Here is a 14,496-nt window from a genome sequence, read left to right as displayed (position 1 = left end):
ATTTAAGGTCTGCTGGATAACCAAACGCTGGCAGATTTTACGTAGCAACGCGGACTTCAAAACGGTGTCCGCGTTTTTACACAGCCTGGACCGTTAGCTGCCGGTCGTGAAGGACCGCTTTCGGCCAAAAGCGGACGATCATGGTCGGTATATTTTATTCTTCGCTCCCTAAGGGGCCGGACGATCAATCGCACAGATGGCATAATCGCAAACTGTTTATAACACGGGCGTATAAATGACCGTCGAAAGCTATGACCAACTCGCGATATTCTCGGCCGTGGCCCAAGAGCGCAGTTTCACCCGCGCTGCCGCCAGGCTCGGCATGTCTCAACCGGCCTTGAGCCGGGCGATGCGTCAGTTGGAGGAGCGACTGGGGGTCAGGTTGCTTGCTCGCACCACTCGAAGCGTCTCCCCCACCGAAGCCGGCGAGCATTTGCTGCGGGTGATCGCCCCCCGGTTCGAAGAAATCGACAGTGAGCTGGCGTTGCTCAGCGAGTTCCGCGACAAACCGGCCGGCAAATTGCGCATCACCGCAGGTGAGCACTCGGCGATCACACTGTTGCATCCGGTGCTAGCGAAGCTGCTGCCCGATAATCCCGATCTCAATATCGAAATCATCGTCGACTATGGCCTTACCGACATCGTGGCGGAGGGTTTCGACGCTGGCGTACGGCTGGGTCAACAAGTGGCCAAGGACATGATCGCGATGCGCATCGGCCCTGACATGCGGATGGCGGTGGTTGGCTCCCCGGCGTATTTCACCCGATATCCCAAGCCGGTCATCCCGAGTGACCTCATGGTGCACAACTGCATCACCCTGCGCATGCCGACATACGGCGGCCTGTTCCTCTGGGAGTTCGAAAAAGACGGGCAAGAACTGAAAGTACGGGTTGAAGGCCAACTGGTATTCAACAACATCGCCATGCGCCTGGAGGCGGCTCTTCAGGGACTGGGACTGGCCTATATGCCGGAGGACCTGGTGCTGGAGCATATAGCGCAAGGTCGGTTAGTTCGCGTGCTCAAAGACTGGTGCGAACCATTCTCTGGCTACCATCTGTATTATCCGAGCCGGCGCCAGAGTTCACCGGCCTTCACCTTGCTGCGCGAAGCCCTGCGCTATTTGGGTTGATTAGCCTGGACGCTATCCAGCGCTTCACCGGCACGCTTGGCCGCGGCGGCATCACCTTGGTCAGCCAGCAGTTGAACCAGCTGACGTAACTGCGCAGCAGTCAGGCCGACCCGCAGGCTGGCAGCCATGTGCGAGCGCAGTTGCGGCTCGACACCGGGAGTGACGGCTAAAGCAGCGACGGTGGCCAGCTCACGACTTTGCCAGTCCAGGTTGTCGCGCTCGAAGATGTCGCCAAACAGATGCGCCTGCAAGTACTGGTTGATGACGGGAACGAAGTCGAACAACGGGCCCTGGACAGGCGCACCGGCGATTCGCGTCTGATTGGCTTTGCCCGCCGCCAGGAGTTCATCGCCGACGGGAATGACCCGACCTGGCTCGCGCCCCGGATCGTCCTGAACACCGCGTTGCTTGCGTGCATCGACCACGTTCATCAGCTCGCCGAGTGCATTGAGACTGCGTGGAAAACCGCTGTAGGCGTAGAGTTGCACAAGAATTTCCTTCGCCTCGCTGACCGTCAGGCCCGCATCCAGCCCCTGATTCAACGCGGTATTGAGCCAGGACATGTTGCTCGTGGCCATGGCGGCGGCCATCAACGGGATGGCCTGTTGCTTGGCGGACAGCGTCTCGGACACCGGTTGGGCCGTAGACTCGTCTTTCGGTGTCACCGAAACTTGGGCGTTGTATTGCTCGTCGGTCACTTTCTCCAGCCATTGCACACTCTTGCCATCCACCGAGCCAGTCACGGCCAGGTGCGTCATGGCGCTCGTCGGAGCGGCGCCATGCCAGTGCTTGACGCCCGGAGGGCAGACGATCACGTCGCCCGGGCGGATTTCCTGCATCGGCTTGCCCCATTCCTGGACCAGTCCCACGCCGGAAGTCACCACCAATCGCTGTCCTGCGGGGTGGGTATGCCAGGCCGAGCGCGCGCCCGGTTCGAAGCTGACATAAGCACCGGAAGCATTGATCTCGTCCGTGGCGGGAAACAAGGGATCGACGCGTACCCGCCCGGTGAAATAGTCCGTAGGACCCGTAACCGAAGCCTGACTGCCCGCCCGGCTGATCTGCTGCGCGGTCCGGGACTCACTGGCATTGTCTGCACCGGCGGCGTCGGCAAAAGGGGCCGCGGCGCACACCGCGATGCCTATCAAGGTGTTCTTCATGAGGACGTATCCCTTCAAGTCAGAGCGTTCTGGCGTAAAACGCGGTCAACTGGCCCATTGCGACGTCCACATACGCAGGCACCCAGTAGGTGTCGATATGGGTCGCGCCATCGATGGTGAACAGTTTTTTGTCCTGGGTACCGGTGGCCTTGGCAAAGGCTTGTTGCGACATGTACAGGCTGTCGGCCTTGCTGCCCGCGATCATCAGCAACGGCTTGTCGATCAGCTCGATCTGATCCGTAGCATCGAAGCTCATCAGGTCCATCAGGCTGCTCTGGGTGTAACGGAAAGTCGAGTTGGGGTGAGCGTGGGTCTTGCCGTAGTACTCGAAGCCCTGTCGATACAGATCAAACGGCAGCTTGGCGATCTGTTCATCAGTCAGCTTGGCATCACCGACGTAGAGAACTTCCCCACCCGCCGCTTCCTGGGCGCGGGCCGCCGACGCTTGCTGCAAGCGTTCCTGAATCGTCGACAGCTGCGAATCCTGGTAGCCATTACGGCGAACCAGCCCGGAGTTGAACATGCTCAAGGTCGCAATCGACTGGAAGCGCTTGTCGGTTTGCGCCGCCGCCAATGAATAACCGCCACCGCCGCAGATACCGAGCAAGCCCAGACGCTTGCTGTCGACGCCGGGATAGCTGGCAATGAAGTCAGCCATGCCATGGATGTCTTCGATGCGATGCGCCGGTTTGTCCACATTGCGCGGCTCACCACCACTGGCGCCTTGATACGCCGCATCCGCCGTGATCGTGATGTAGCCCTGATCCGCCAGACGCTGGGCATACAGGCCCGCGACCTGCTCCTTCACCCCACCATTGGGGTGCGCCACGACGACGACCGGGTATTTTTTTGCCCCATCATAGTTCGCCGGGGTGTAAACGTTGGCCGCAATGTCCAGGCCATTGAGTTTGTAGGTGACCGGATGGATGTTGACCTTACCCGGTTCGTTCTTGGTCAGCGCGCTACCGTAGGTCAACGTGAATGGATTCTGCTTGTAGTCCGCAGCCTCGGTTTCGACGCCCGACATTCCGATCATGGCAGCCATCAACGTGGCCTTCAGCGTGGTTCGCATCATAGGAATACTCCTGACATTTCAAGTTTGTGAGAGGGGTGGCCGATATCGCCACGCTCTTGGTCAATCCAGATTTTTTTCAGCGAGAAACTTCGAAACCAGATCAGCGATCTCGACGTTGTTCATGTCCGAAAAAGGAAAGTGGCTATTGCCCTTGATACCGATCTCCGGCAGGTGAACGAGCCTGACGTCACCGCCATGGCGATTCACCGTATCGCGCCACAGGCGCGCCATCTCGAGCCGCGCGCGCCAACTGTCCTGGGCAGGTAACCGAACCGGTTGGTCAGGGATGTTGTCGCCGTAGAAAATAACGATGGGGATTTTGGTCAGTGTTTTGAACTGTTCCGCCGATACGGCCTGACCCGAGAGTGTGTCGAACGCGCTGGCAATCGGTGCGGGCACCTCCCCCTCTGGAAACACGAAACTGCTGCCCGGTTCGAACGCCACGATGGCCCGCACATTTGGGCTTTTGATCGCCGTCAGCCAACCGGGGCCTCCGCCCTGAGAATGTGTGAACAAGATGGCCGGCCCGGTCTTTTCCAACAGAGCGGAAACGCCATTGGATACGACGTCAATGTCGTAAGGCCCGGTATTGGGCGTCATCGACCGAAAGAACTGCTCCAGTGCTGCCTGCCCACTAGGAAACTGGCTGCCTTCGAAGCCTTCGGGCCACAGGCCGATGCGGAATTGGTTGAACCACAGCTGCTCGTCCGGCACCGGTTTGATCGTCGTTTCAACCAGGCTGCGTCCCGCATCGCCACGGCGCGGCTGGTCGATCAGGTACGTGGAGAATCCTCGCCGCAGGAAAATGTTCTGGAATCCTTCACGGCCGTCGGCCGTTGTCTCCCAGGACTTCGCGGACTGCCCCGCGCCATGCAGCATGAGAATCGGCAGCGGACGAGCGTCGAGAGGTACCTGATAGAACGCATACACATGGTCGCCGTGATAGGTCTGGCCATCGGGCGTCATCGGTTTGTAGGGGTTGAAGGTTCCCGGCTGGGTGATTAATCCACCGCCGGCAGTGAGGCTGCCCTGATCCTTGATGATCAGCGGGGCGTGATCGTCAGCGCTGACACACGCACTGGCGCCTAGCGCGAAACAAAGACTGCCGGCCTTTGCCGCGGCGGGTACGCATTGACGGATGAAGCTCTGGATCATGGCTTGCTCTCGGTTTGATATCGCCGAGAAGCAAATTACCTTTCAACGATTAATCGATAAAGCGCGCCAATCACATAGCACTAATACCAGTTTCACATAAGTTCGATTGGTAAAACGAAAAGTTCACCACATGCTGAAATGGCAGCTTTGGGTCGTGGAAGTTCGGTTGAGCCATTCCCCGCCTGGCGTATTGATCGAGCGCGGAACCTGATTGCTTTCGTAGGGCGGATAACGCGCCAGCGTTATCCGCCGTGGAGGGGCCGGCGTATTACCTATTCCGGGTTATGCGCCCTACGGTACTAGCGATGGTTGCGATAGCGTTCGGCCAAGGACTGCACGAGGGTGACGTAGGATTGCGTCTCGGCGTAGGGAGGCACCCCGTTGTACTCGACCACGGACGCTTCGCCGGCGTTGTAACCTGCCAACGCCAGCACCTGGTTGCCGTTGAAGCGCTTGAGCAGCCAGGCCAGGTAGCGCACGCCGCCACGAATGTTCTGTCGTGCGTCGAACGGATCGTCCACGGCGAAGCGCTCGGCGGTGGCGGGCATCAACTGCATCAGCCCCTGGGCGCCGGCTTCGGAAATGGCGTTGGGGCGAAACGCCGATTCGGCATGTATCACTGCGCGGACCAGCGCCCTGTCGACACCATAATGACCCGAAGCGGCTTCGATCTCCCGCCGATAGGTATGGGTGTCCAGGCGCAGTGAGGCGACCTTGAAATCCTTCGGCGCCATGCACAGATAGCAGTCCTTGATGTAATAGAGCTCAAGGACATCGACCCGTGCGGAGATCCCGACGGGGCGCCGGCTCACATATTGACGAATACCCTTGTGGATGAAGGTGTACACCCGAATCCGCACCGCGCCTGAGTTGTCGTCCCGCACAAGCCGTGGCAGGGCCATTGCCTTGGCGCCGACACCGGCGCCCGCCATGCCATTCAGGCGAGTGCAGCGGGCGCTGGCGATGGCTTGGCTGGTGTAGCTGATGGCTCCGTCCCTGGCTTGGCACTTGAACATGGCGCTGGCGCACAGTGGAGCGACCAGCAAGGCCAGCTCGATGCAGCCAAGAAGGCTCTTGCGAGCCCATCGCCATGCTCTGGAACTCATCACATCGCTCCGCGCCGCAGGCGCCGATCAGGCCTGGGGCGCCTGGCCCGGGCGCTGCCTTTGGAGGGCCTATTCTGGGTGACCCGCCTTTTGTTCTGATAGTTATACCCCTTGTAACCGGCCTTGGAACTTGCGTTGACGTAAGGACTGCCGGCGTTCCCAGGCGAGGCGCAGGCCTGATTGCTCGCACGACGCGTCGTCCCGGCTTGCCAGGGCCAGGCGCAAGTCCGATCCGCGGGTGACGGACCCGGAGCCGGGGCGGAACAGACCCAGGTAGGCGACGGCAAAGTTGTCATCGTTATCCGCCCGGCCCGAAGGTCTTCGCCACGCCGTCCGCATCGGTCAGGCGCACGGTGCCTTCGAGGATGTGGCACATCTCGTCGTAGTCGCACTCGCATCTCGGTCTACGCACTGACCGAAACACGGCTGCTTCCTGCGAAGACCCAGCGGTTCATCGAGTTCATACGCGACCATCTCAACAGTGCTTAATGCCTGACGACTGGATAGGGGGCATCCCGACGCAAACGAATGTCTCCTTCTGGGCCGAAGGCGGACGTTTAAAGCAGGAAAAATAAATCTGTCCCCTTTGGCCGCCTTTGGCCGTCAGTGAATCGTAGGGAAACGCTCTTTCACCAATACCTGAGCCTGATGGGCCATCTGGTCGAGCAGGCGGTCGCGTTTGTTCTCGGCCTCGCTCATGGCCTTCTTGCCGTGTTGTTGCACCAGGTAGGCGTGGATCTGCTGCACTTCCTTGGATTGGTATATCGGGGCCAGATCCTGCACCGCCACCATGCCGTCCGAGCGGTGATCGCGGGTGTTCAGCAGCACGTGCGGCCCCTGCGCTGCCAGTACCTGAAACCCCATCGACTCGAAGGTCGGCACCTTGCTCGCCACGCAGGCCAGCTCGGCGTGGGGCCGACGCTTGACCATCTGCTGCAACAAAGCCCGGGCAATACCGCGTCGGCGGTGGCTGGCCTTGACGGCCATGTACGCCAGAGTGCAGGCCTCGGCATCATCCTGGCTCGGCAGGTACAGGGCAAAACCCAGCACCTGGGAGGGATCTTCATCATCCAGGGCCAGGATCAACCGCGCGGTGCTATCCAGAGAGCTGTTCATGGCCTGCAGATACAGGTGCACTTCGTAGCCAATCACGTACTGATACAACTGATAGAGCGGATTGCTAGGCGTCAGCGACACCGGGCTGATGTCGCTGAAGTAGTCCACCACCATTTGTAGAACCTGACTCTTCAGGGATTCGGGCGGCGATGTGTCCAGGTATACAAGGGTGAACATTTGAAGCTGGCTCCGGGCGTGCCCGATCCGGGAAATCGGCGCTGGCGCCATTGTAACGCCCGCGAGCATCGAGCGTTCTCGCCGCACTCGCATGATCGACGAGATTGCGCCAACGGAAAACTTTGAATTCATTTTCTCGATAGCAGGCGGACGATGATGGAAAGTCGTGGTTCGAAGCCTCTGAAGGTCAGGGGCTTCGCTACCTATCAAAGGACATCGCTGTGAAAAATGAAGAGAAGAAACCGTGTTCGCTTGTCATGCAAAGAAACAACAAGCGCCTCACTGGCACGGCCGCACAGTTGGTTCATATCAGCGAGTGTGGCGGTTGGGACGCATTTCTAGAAAAAATCGCCGATCAGGTGCTCTGTAGTTTTGCGCAGACCTACAACGATGCGGCTCGCCGCCCCCATCTGCGGGTGATTGGCGGTACTGAAAAGAAATTCGGAGGCAATTAATGGCCGAGCAACAGCGAGTTTATATACTTGAAAGTATTGGCAAGCAGCTGGGGGTCAACCTGTTTTCCTACGACTTCGTTCGAGACGCGAGTTACGTAGAGGATCGCTGCGGACGCATCATCGGAGGGGGAAACACGGACGGTCAGAGCTTGCTTCGGTGTGTGCTGCATGCGGGCCTGACTAATGAGGAAAGGGAGAGAATTTTTCCGGAGGAGTTCGATCTTGGCAACGCCCGATCGATTCCGGATGAGGCATGCACGTACGAGGCGCTCGGCAAGGAGCTTGAGCAGCAACGCACACCACAGCAGACACGTGATAACCCTTTAGAGAAAGCAGCTGTCGTGCGTCTGCTTAGAGAAACAGCAGCACTCCTGGGACATAAGACTCCACAAGAACAGCAGGTCGGCGCTGGCCAGCTTTTCAAGGTGGTCAAGCTGCTGCATGGTTTCAAGCAGCGGCCTGGTCTCTTGCAACTTATGTCGATCCTGCGCCCGCCAGCCGAAGCTACTGCGTCCATGGAGTTGACCAACCCATATCCAACGGGGGCGGATTCAGAACTGCGTTGGCACATGATTGACCTGCACGACTACTTGTCCGCAGAGATATCAGTTGAGCGGCTGATGGAGATTGATAGCACTTTTGGCAACGTTCGCGCAGTGTTGGATGACGCCCTAAACGACATTGCGCATGAACTGGGAAGCGCTGGACGCCCCTCCAATGAAGAGGTCGTGTTGAGATACCAGGTGGCCATGGAGCAGTGGGCTTCGCGCCGAAGCCCACCCTCGCGTAAATTGTTGCGGGCCGATGAGCAGCTTTATTTGACCATGCATGCTCTGGACTTCCTGCACTTTGCCAAAGTGGAGGACAAGCTGCGACGAGAGAGGCTCCTACAGCGCTCAGTCACTCCGATCTCTGCATCAGCCGCTCTTAAACATTCCCGCATCCGCCTGAGCGATCTGTGTGAAAGTGATATACCCGACTCAGTACGGCAGCTACATCCGCTCATGAGCGAGGCTATAGGAGAAGACGTCTCGAACAGGCAGTTTCGGGACATTTTGGAGAGCGCGCACTCCGTGCTGAATCACTGGGTTAGCCTCCAAGAGGTGCCCGCTCGTGAAGACGTAGACGCTCTAACCGCGCTAGCGGCAGTTATCGTGGCACGTGCGATGCGAAAGGAGCCAGCTTCCTACAAACCAGGCCTACATGGCTCCGCGTGGGGACAAAGTCTCAGCGTCAAATCAGCCTTCAAAATCGACCGCCCTGTGTCTTCTACACACGAAGAGTTTGAGCGCATCGGCTTCTATGCAGTTGAATGGATGCGATTTGCTCTGAGCGGGCAGACGGCCGTTTTCGAGGCGCATCTGGCGTTTCGAAAGCGATTGATAGATATCGCTGTCACGCTGCTAAACACACATGACACAGAAGTGATGGCAACCTTCCTCTCGAATCTTGAAGGTTATGCGGAGTACGGAGTCAAGGGAGTCCCAGGTTTGGCAGCGCAGAAGAAATCGACCATGCAGAATGGCTGCGATAGCCACGCAGATCTTTGAGGCGGCGTGGATAGCTCGACGCCACATGGCCCCTTATTTTTCCGTAACCCTCTTGTCGGTAGCTGCCGCTCCCCAGCGGCAGCTACTGGCCGGATAGCGACGGTCCAACTTCGACCGTCGCTGTGGATGGTCAGACCTCCGTCTGCTCCGCCATTTCCAGGGCATCATCGACTTCAATTCCCAGGTATCTGACGGTGCTTTCAAGCTTCGTGTGACCAAGCAGGAGCTGGACCGCCCTTAGGTTCTTCGTTCTGCGATAGATCAGCGATGCCTTGGTTCGCCGCAGCGTGTGGGTGCCGTACATGGTCGGGTCAAGGCCAATGGCTGTCACCCAGGCTTTGACTATTCGAGCGTATTGCCGGGTGGAGAGATGATCTGAGCCGTGCAATCGGCTCGGAAACAGGCAGTCCTCGCTGCGGAGCTGGGCCTGATGCATCCAAGCCTCCAGCACTGTTCGGGTTTGCTCAGTGATCTCAAATTGTACTGGGCGTTGAGTCTTCTGCTGCATCACGATGGCTCGTGACGACACATGCTCCCCATGGGCTACGTCCCGTACACGCAGCTTGGTTAAGTCGCAGGCTCGCAGCTTGCTGTCGATAGCCAAGTTGAAGAGAGCGAGATCCCGGGTCTTCTCCGCGAGCTGGAGTCTTACCCGAATGGCCCAAATATCACTGAGTCGGAGCGGGGCTTTCTGCCCGACAAGCTTTCCCTTGTTCCAAGGTTGATTGCTGCAGGTAGCAGTGGTGTTCATGGCTTGTCCTCCACGTTTAGGGAGGACAAAGGTGGATCAGCCACGGTACGCGATCGCTAACCGGCCAAGAGCGGACAGTTAGAACGGGGAAGAACTTTCTCTTTTTCCTGCGAGGCCCGCCTAAGGCGACCGGTGCACCTTAGGTGAATGAAAAGCGAAGGCCAGATGGGCAGGCGGAGCTGCCGACATCTGGGAAGCGGGCGCATATCAGTCCACGCAGCAGCCAACTGACCTTGGCTTTCTCGCCGGTACGCAACTGCCACCAGCTCTCCAAAAGCTCGGTCCAGGGGCTCATGAGCTGCGCTTGAACGACCGCGCATTACCCTCTCATCCAGGTCGCCTACGAAACAGGATTCACCGATCTGTCTAAGCGTCCAGCCAAGTCACCTTCCGAACTCCAGCATTAAGGGCGATGGTGTCCGCGTATTTTTAAGCGGACGCGATCATCCTTAACGTCAGGATTTCCATGCGCCAACGAAGCTCTTACCCAAACCGTTCAAGGTCCAGGTTGTTCAGGAGGAGCGCTCTCGGGCGCCCTTCCCGGCTGGCGGTGAAACGAATACCGGAGGTGGTTCGGCTATGCTCAGGTGAACTGGATCTGCTTCGATCGCATTGCGCAGATCAGTTGTGGGTTGCCCGTGATGTCCCTGGAACGGGCCGCGTGGCAACCTTCCAGCCACTCCAGATGCCTGACAGATGGTGGTCTTCTTGCGCAGCCTGCAATCGCTCGAGGCATTCCTCTGGAAGGTCGCGACCTGGCCCATTTCCTTTCCGCGAACGCTCTGGCGAGTGCTATGCAACCCCATCGCCGTTTCGCTCTATACCCGACGACAGCTCGAGCAGCAGCCTGACCGGCGCTTCAGCGGCATGCTCAGCCCACCGCTGATGCTGGTCCTTTCCATCGTCCTTGCCCATCTCGTCGGCTTCGCCATACCGGATCGACCTTCGCCATTGGTTTCCGGCGAGTTGCTGACGCTGCTGGTGCGCAGCTTCAGCTACGGCCTGTACGCGCTGATGCCGGCCATGGCCATGCTGCGGGTGCGGCGAGTCCGCGTGAGCCGCACCACCCTGCGCGAGCCCTTCTACATCCAGTGCTACCTGGCCTCCCCTCTTTCCATCGTGCTGATCGCGGCCAACCTGCTGGCAGGCATCCAGGTAGCGCTGGCGATGTTTCTCACCACTCTCGCCTGCATCTGGTACTTGTTCTCGCAGATCGCCCTGCTGCGCCGGCTCCTCGACTTGCCCCTGCTGCCGGCCACCTTCATCGCCATTTCCAGGTTCGTCGTCGCCACCCTCATCGTCCTGGCCCTGATGGATCTGCTGCGGTCCACATCTGCTACGCATATCGGTTAACCAACGCAACTCCATGTCTGGGTGCATACCGATCTGTCTCACTTCAATAAGCAGTTTCTGCACGCCCATGGCGTGTTGCCGTCAAAGTGGCGAGCGCAGCGGCAAGCGCAAGAAAGCGCATGACCAACCGCCACATCGCCACACCAACGAGACGCTTCTAGCTGAGCGATGCCGCTTGCTGAAGGCTTAGCGAACGGGTTTCAGGTGCCAGCATCCAGGACATCAGCAGACCGAACAGCGTGATGATCGCCGCTGCGTACATCGTCTGGGAGACACCACCCATAGCGGACGTCAACGGCACCCCCGATGATGCAGCGGCATTGCCATCCAACGGGGCGTCACGCTGACGGCGCTCGGCCCTAAGCGCTGGTTAACCCTTCAGCGCAGCTTCGATCGCGGCGATATCAATCTTTTGCATGCCCATCATCGCTTCGAACGCGCGCTTGGCCGCTGTTTGATCAGGATTGGTAATGGCGGCCGTCAATACGCGTGGTGTGATCTGCCACGACAGGCCCCATTTGTCCTTGCACCATCCGCACGCGCTTTCCTGGCCACCATGACCGATGATTGCGTTCCACAAGCGATCGGTCTCGGCCTGGTCATCGGTCGCAACCTGGAACGAGAATGCCTCGTTATGTTTGAACGCCGCCCCTCCGTTCAGACCAAGGCAAGGGATGCCCATCACCGTGAACTCGACTGTCAAGACATCGCCCTGCTTGCCAGCAGGATAGTCGCCAGGCGCGCGATGGACAGCGCCCACCACACTGTCCGGGAAAGTCTCGGCATAGAACGTCGCAGCATCCAACGCAGTGCCGTCATACCATAGGCATATCGTGTTTTTGCTGATCATCTTGGTTCTCCACGATTGGTACTGATCATGGATTCTAGCCGCGCAGCCAGCCTGTCGCTTCCCGACCCGAAGCTGCCGGTGCTAACCGGCAGAAACCGGCCAGAAGCGGCCAGTCGGAAGTGTCGACGAAACTAGGAGCGATTCAGATCGGGCGTCATCTGCAATGACGCTGGCCTTTTCTCGCGATATGTTTCAGCCCATGGCATAGACGGTAGAGGGATGTTCATGAACGATGCGGTATCCGTCGCTTCGTCTTTCCCACACTTCACTGATCCTTGCATCGATCGACATCTTGCGGCCATCTGCAAATACGTATTGCAGGCGAAATGGATAGCAGGTGACCACAATATGTCCGGCAGCCATCTCTCGCGCCACGACGTCACCGGTCCGTTCGACCGCAATTTGCTCAAGCCCCGGATAGATCTCACTTCGAAGTTGGGTGAAGCCTAGAAAGCCGTTTAGGGGTGGGAGTGTGTCGTAGATGATCACATCGTTATCTGGTGCGTAAAGATTCGCCAGGTAGTCGTAATCGGGCGAACCCCGGTTGCTGGACCAGGCTTTACAGAAAGCGTCCGCCACGGCAGTCCAGTCAATGGGGAAAATTTGGTTCGGTGTCATATTCGGCTGCTCCTGCACCTGAATCAGCGACGACGCTTCGAACTCCCGACCGGTGTACTCAATCAAGATGCCTTGAGCGGTCTGCTCGATGGTTGAGCCAGGGTTAGTCGTGCCGGTTTCGGGGTCGTACCCCCCCCGCTGCTCATTGCGCAGGGTCACAAGCTGGTCGAACTCAGCGATCAGCTCCAGGGCCATGGCGGCCCTCTCGTCGTAGAAGGCGCTCATGTTGGCTCCAGACATGAAGAGCCCAGCGCGATGGCTGGGCTCTGGTTATTTTCTGTTTGCCATCATCTTGTCGGCGAGAACTTTGGCCCTTTCAATTAACAGGTTCTGCCTGTCTTCATGAGTGGCTTCTCCTACAACCGGTGCCGTTAGATTGCTTTCCGCAATCAACGCAGCACAAAAATACTGATCCCAAACGGTTCTTTCCTCAGCCGCTGGTTTGTTCAGTCGGTCGGCGATCATATGCGGCTCCTTTTGATGAGGTAGCACCGCTATTTTACGCCCTAATCGCAAACAACCCGCGCCGCAACAGATAATTCGCAAACTGCGTAGCGCTCAACCGCACCATCAACCTTGTCGCGAATCACTGCGCCTTTGCGTTTCTCGATGAGGTCGATGTCGTCGGTGTAGATCTCGGCGGCTAAAGCCATCTGCCCGTACTGGATGCGAGCAGGGATGTAATTGGACGGCTTGATTTCGCCGTCGATCTCGACCTCACGGCGAGGCCAGGACAGCGCCTGCTCGCCACTGGTCTTGCAGCCTTTCCACTGCATGCCATCCATTGCCAAGGCGGACCGGCGCAGCAGCGCTTCCTGCGTAACCGCGTCAGTCGGAATGGTCATGCCGTACTTGATGGCATAGCTGACCAGTTCCGCGGCGGTGGCGTAGCTCTCTGCGTCTACCTTGCCGGTGCCGTCCTCGATGATGAGAATACGTTACTCCTGGGCTTCCAGCAGCTTGAGCAGGTCGGCTTAGGTGTGCGTGACATGCCGCCGTGATACGGGGATATGCTGAGGTTCGATCAGATCGAGAAGGCCGAAGCCTGCAAGGTGAGTCCATGGCGCTTTATGTGGTTACAGCCGTTCGCGTCAACGATGACGACGAAATTGAGCTCTTCATGTGGGCAAAGTTTGACCCCAACCTCAGCAGAGGACGATTACTTGAAGAGCCACACATCGCTTCGATGGAAGACATCATCGGGGCTATTCGCGGTGGCGACGTTGTCGAGATGACATTCGAAACAGGTATGGGGACTGTGTCAGGCGAAAAGCTACTGGAAGTTCGCTTGCCCAGTGGTGACGTGACCGAAACCGAAGATCGTGCCGTTCCAGGCAGAATGATCAGCGATCTGCCGAGGTTCTAAGTGTAGTCAGGCGCCGCGCATCAGAATCAAAGCGGCTGAAGTTAAAAGGAAACATGGATGTCATAGGGTGCTCACCTGATCCATGAGGACCTCTCAAGTGAGCCGACCAGCACGAAACTTGCGCAAAACCCTGGACTCCGTAGCAGCCAACAACGAGGCCGCAGCAATTGAGGTCATGCGGGCTATTGATCAGCTAGGTGATGAACTGCTTCGTCAGCGGCTACTGAACGTCGTGCACCGCCTGAACCAGGATTCCGGCGAGTTACGGCTGACCCGTGATGAGGTGCAGGGCGTCTCGTTTAAGCTAGCTTGATGCGGTTATTCGTCTTCGGGTGGCGCGACGAACTCGGCGAGCAGGCGGGACGGCTTAAGGGGACTACGGCTTAAGGGGACTGATTTATTTTCATACGCTCACCGACTAGAAAATAAATCTGTCCCCTTTTTCCTATATCTCCCCAACGCAAATCCCAAAAAGGGAGGCCTCCTGGCCTCCCTTTTACGGTTCTGACGATGCGTCAGTCGAACACCTCCGGGGCCATGTCGGTGATTCCGCAGCCGTGGCCTTTCGAGCTGGCGGCTTATCTCCACGGCCTCTACCAGTTGTCTGACTGCTTCCTGCGAAGACGGTAGCCCCG

The 14,496-nt window shown here is 58.3% G+C and carries 16 protein-coding genes and 3 pseudogenes; 7 read left to right on the top strand and 12 right to left on the bottom strand.

What is annotated here, in order from left to right:
• Positions 1-235 precede the first annotated feature (235 nt).
• Complete coding sequence (locus tag D3879_RS22900; RefSeq protein WP_119956527.1) at positions 236-1,129, top strand: LysR family transcriptional regulator; 894 nt, start codon at positions 236-238, stop codon at positions 1,127-1,129.
• Here the strand turns inward: D3879_RS22900 and D3879_RS22895 are convergent.
• From D3879_RS22895 to D3879_RS27280, 5 genes are all read right to left on the bottom strand, one after another.
• On the bottom strand, positions 1,117-2,289 hold the full coding sequence (locus D3879_RS22895) for a (R)-mandelonitrile lyase (protein WP_119956526.1): 1,173 nt from the start codon (positions 2,287-2,289) through the stop codon (positions 1,117-1,119). The two genes, D3879_RS22900 and D3879_RS22895, sit on opposite strands and share 13 nt — an antisense overlap.
• A gap of 19 nt (positions 2,290-2,308) precedes the next feature.
• Positions 2,309-3,364 carry an alpha/beta hydrolase gene (locus D3879_RS22890; RefSeq protein ID WP_119956525.1) on the bottom strand — a complete coding sequence of 352 codons (1,056 nt, stop codon included), beginning with the start codon at positions 3,362-3,364 and terminating at the stop codon, positions 2,309-2,311.
• Positions 3,365-3,424: 60 nt separating this feature from the next.
• Positions 3,425-4,519: an alpha/beta hydrolase gene (locus D3879_RS22885; protein ID WP_119956524.1), complete on the bottom strand. Its 1,095-nt coding sequence runs from the start codon at positions 4,517-4,519 to the stop codon at positions 3,425-3,427.
• A 299-nt stretch (positions 4,520-4,818) separates the two neighbouring features.
• Positions 4,819-5,625 (bottom strand): lytic transglycosylase domain-containing protein, encoded by an 807-nt coding sequence (locus D3879_RS22880; RefSeq protein ID WP_119956523.1) that lies wholly within the window; start codon positions 5,623-5,625, stop codon positions 4,819-4,821.
• A gap of 298 nt (positions 5,626-5,923) precedes the next feature.
• Entirely contained in the window at positions 5,924-6,001 is a 78-nt protein-coding gene (locus D3879_RS27280) for a cupin domain-containing protein (RefSeq protein WP_238474330.1), read from the bottom strand.
• A gap of 20 nt (positions 6,002-6,021) precedes the next feature.
• Between D3879_RS27280 and D3879_RS27275 the strand changes: the two are divergent.
• Positions 6,022-6,114 (top strand): annotated as a pseudogene (locus D3879_RS27275) (LysR family transcriptional regulator); the annotation flags it as partial.
• Positions 6,115-6,228: 114 nt separating this feature from the next.
• On the opposite strand, the gene D3879_RS22865 reads toward D3879_RS27275, so the two are convergent.
• On the bottom strand, positions 6,229-6,918 hold the full coding sequence (locus D3879_RS22865; RefSeq protein ID WP_119956522.1) for a GNAT family N-acetyltransferase: 690 nt from the start codon (positions 6,916-6,918) through the stop codon (positions 6,229-6,231).
• A 221-nt stretch (positions 6,919-7,139) separates the two neighbouring features.
• Between D3879_RS22865 and D3879_RS22860 the strand changes: the two genes are divergently transcribed.
• Both D3879_RS22860 and D3879_RS22855 read left to right on the top strand, forming a co-directional pair.
• Positions 7,140-7,373 carry a hypothetical protein gene (locus D3879_RS22860; RefSeq protein ID WP_147411218.1) on the top strand — a complete coding sequence of 78 codons (234 nt, stop codon included), beginning with the start codon at positions 7,140-7,142 and terminating at the stop codon, positions 7,371-7,373.
• Positions 7,373-8,923, top strand: a complete 1,551-nt coding sequence (locus D3879_RS22855; RefSeq protein ID WP_119956520.1) for a hypothetical protein — start codon at positions 7,373-7,375, stop codon at positions 8,921-8,923. The genes D3879_RS22860 and D3879_RS22855 overlap by 1 nt, the downstream gene beginning before the upstream one ends.
• 130 nt (positions 8,924-9,053) lie before the next feature.
• Here the strand turns inward: D3879_RS22855 and D3879_RS22850 are convergent, their stop codons facing one another.
• Positions 9,054-9,674, bottom strand: a complete 621-nt coding sequence (locus D3879_RS22850; RefSeq protein WP_119956519.1) for a tyrosine-type recombinase/integrase — start codon at positions 9,672-9,674, stop codon at positions 9,054-9,056.
• 708 nt (positions 9,675-10,382) lie between these two features.
• On the opposite strand from D3879_RS22850, the gene D3879_RS22845 reads away from it, so the two are divergent.
• Positions 10,383-11,027, top strand: coding sequence for a hypothetical protein (locus tag D3879_RS22845; protein ID WP_147411216.1), 645 nt, complete (start codon positions 10,383-10,385; stop codon positions 11,025-11,027).
• A gap of 157 nt (positions 11,028-11,184) precedes the next feature.
• Here the strand turns inward: D3879_RS22845 and D3879_RS27270 are convergent.
• From D3879_RS27270 to D3879_RS22825, 5 genes and pseudogenes are all read right to left on the bottom strand, one after another.
• Positions 11,185-11,304, bottom strand: a pseudogene (locus D3879_RS27270) (hypothetical protein); the annotation flags it as partial.
• A 93-nt stretch (positions 11,305-11,397) separates the two neighbouring features.
• Positions 11,398-11,877, bottom strand: a complete 480-nt coding sequence (locus D3879_RS22840) for a VOC family protein (protein WP_119956517.1) — start codon at positions 11,875-11,877, stop codon at positions 11,398-11,400.
• 192 nt (positions 11,878-12,069) lie between these two features.
• Complete coding sequence (locus D3879_RS22835) at positions 12,070-12,720, bottom strand: YybH family protein (protein WP_119956516.1); 651 nt, start codon at positions 12,718-12,720, stop codon at positions 12,070-12,072.
• A 45-nt stretch (positions 12,721-12,765) separates the two neighbouring features.
• A complete protein-coding gene (locus D3879_RS22830) occupies positions 12,766-12,960 on the bottom strand; it encodes a hypothetical protein (protein WP_119956515.1) in 195 nt (64 codons plus the stop codon).
• A 34-nt stretch (positions 12,961-12,994) separates the two neighbouring features.
• Positions 12,995-13,430: pseudogene (locus D3879_RS22825) on the bottom strand (DnaT-like ssDNA-binding protein).
• A 125-nt stretch (positions 13,431-13,555) separates the two neighbouring features.
• Between D3879_RS22825 and D3879_RS22820 the strand changes: the two are divergent.
• Positions 13,556-13,861, top strand: coding sequence for a hypothetical protein (locus tag D3879_RS22820; RefSeq protein WP_119956514.1), 306 nt, complete (start codon positions 13,556-13,558; stop codon positions 13,859-13,861).
• 97 nt (positions 13,862-13,958) lie between these two features.
• Positions 13,959-14,174 carry a hypothetical protein gene (locus D3879_RS22815; protein WP_119957069.1) on the top strand — a complete coding sequence of 72 codons (216 nt, stop codon included), beginning with the start codon at positions 13,959-13,961 and terminating at the stop codon, positions 14,172-14,174.
• Positions 14,175-14,496 lie beyond the last annotated feature (322 nt).

This window comes from Pseudomonas cavernicola (genome assembly GCF_003596405.1).
GTDB classification, from domain to species: Bacteria; Pseudomonadota; Gammaproteobacteria; order Pseudomonadales; family Pseudomonadaceae; genus Aquipseudomonas; species Aquipseudomonas cavernicola.
Note: the sequence above shows the minus strand (reverse complement) of the source record. Positions and strands in the feature narration are given on the sequence as shown.

Bases quoted from the DNA above. Each gene is read 5' to 3' on its own strand.
- D3879_RS22880 (WP_119956523.1), bottom strand. From the start codon at position 5,625: ATGAGTTCCAGAGCATGGCGATGGGCTCGCAAGAGCCTTCTTGGCTGC.
- D3879_RS22830 (WP_119956515.1), bottom strand. From the start codon at position 12,960: ATGATCGCCGACCGACTGAACAAACCAGCGGCTGAGGAAAGAACCGTT.
- D3879_RS22900 (WP_119956527.1), top strand. From the start codon at position 236: ATGACCGTCGAAAGCTATGACCAACTCGCGATATTCTCGGCCGTGGCC.
- D3879_RS22855 (WP_119956520.1), top strand. From the start codon at position 7,373: ATGGCCGAGCAACAGCGAGTTTATATACTTGAAAGTATTGGCAAGCAG.
- D3879_RS22895 (WP_119956526.1), bottom strand. From the start codon at position 2,289: ATGAAGAACACCTTGATAGGCATCGCGGTGTGCGCCGCGGCCCCTTTT.
- D3879_RS27280 (WP_238474330.1), bottom strand. From the start codon at position 6,001: ATGTGCCACATCCTCGAAGGCACCGTGCGCCTGACCGATGCGGACGGC.
- D3879_RS22840 (WP_119956517.1), bottom strand. From the start codon at position 11,877: ATGATCAGCAAAAACACGATATGCCTATGGTATGACGGCACTGCGTTG.
- D3879_RS22890 (WP_119956525.1), bottom strand. From the start codon at position 3,364: ATGATGCGAACCACGCTGAAGGCCACGTTGATGGCTGCCATGATCGGA.
- D3879_RS22835 (WP_119956516.1), bottom strand. From the start codon at position 12,720: ATGAGCGCCTTCTACGACGAGAGGGCCGCCATGGCCCTGGAGCTGATC.
- D3879_RS22885 (WP_119956524.1), bottom strand. From the start codon at position 4,519: ATGATCCAGAGCTTCATCCGTCAATGCGTACCCGCCGCGGCAAAGGCC.
- D3879_RS22820 (WP_119956514.1), top strand. From the start codon at position 13,556: ATGGCGCTTTATGTGGTTACAGCCGTTCGCGTCAACGATGACGACGAA.
- D3879_RS22850 (WP_119956519.1), bottom strand. From the start codon at position 9,674: ATGAACACCACTGCTACCTGCAGCAATCAACCTTGGAACAAGGGAAAG.
- D3879_RS22865 (WP_119956522.1), bottom strand. From the start codon at position 6,918: ATGTTCACCCTTGTATACCTGGACACATCGCCGCCCGAATCCCTGAAG.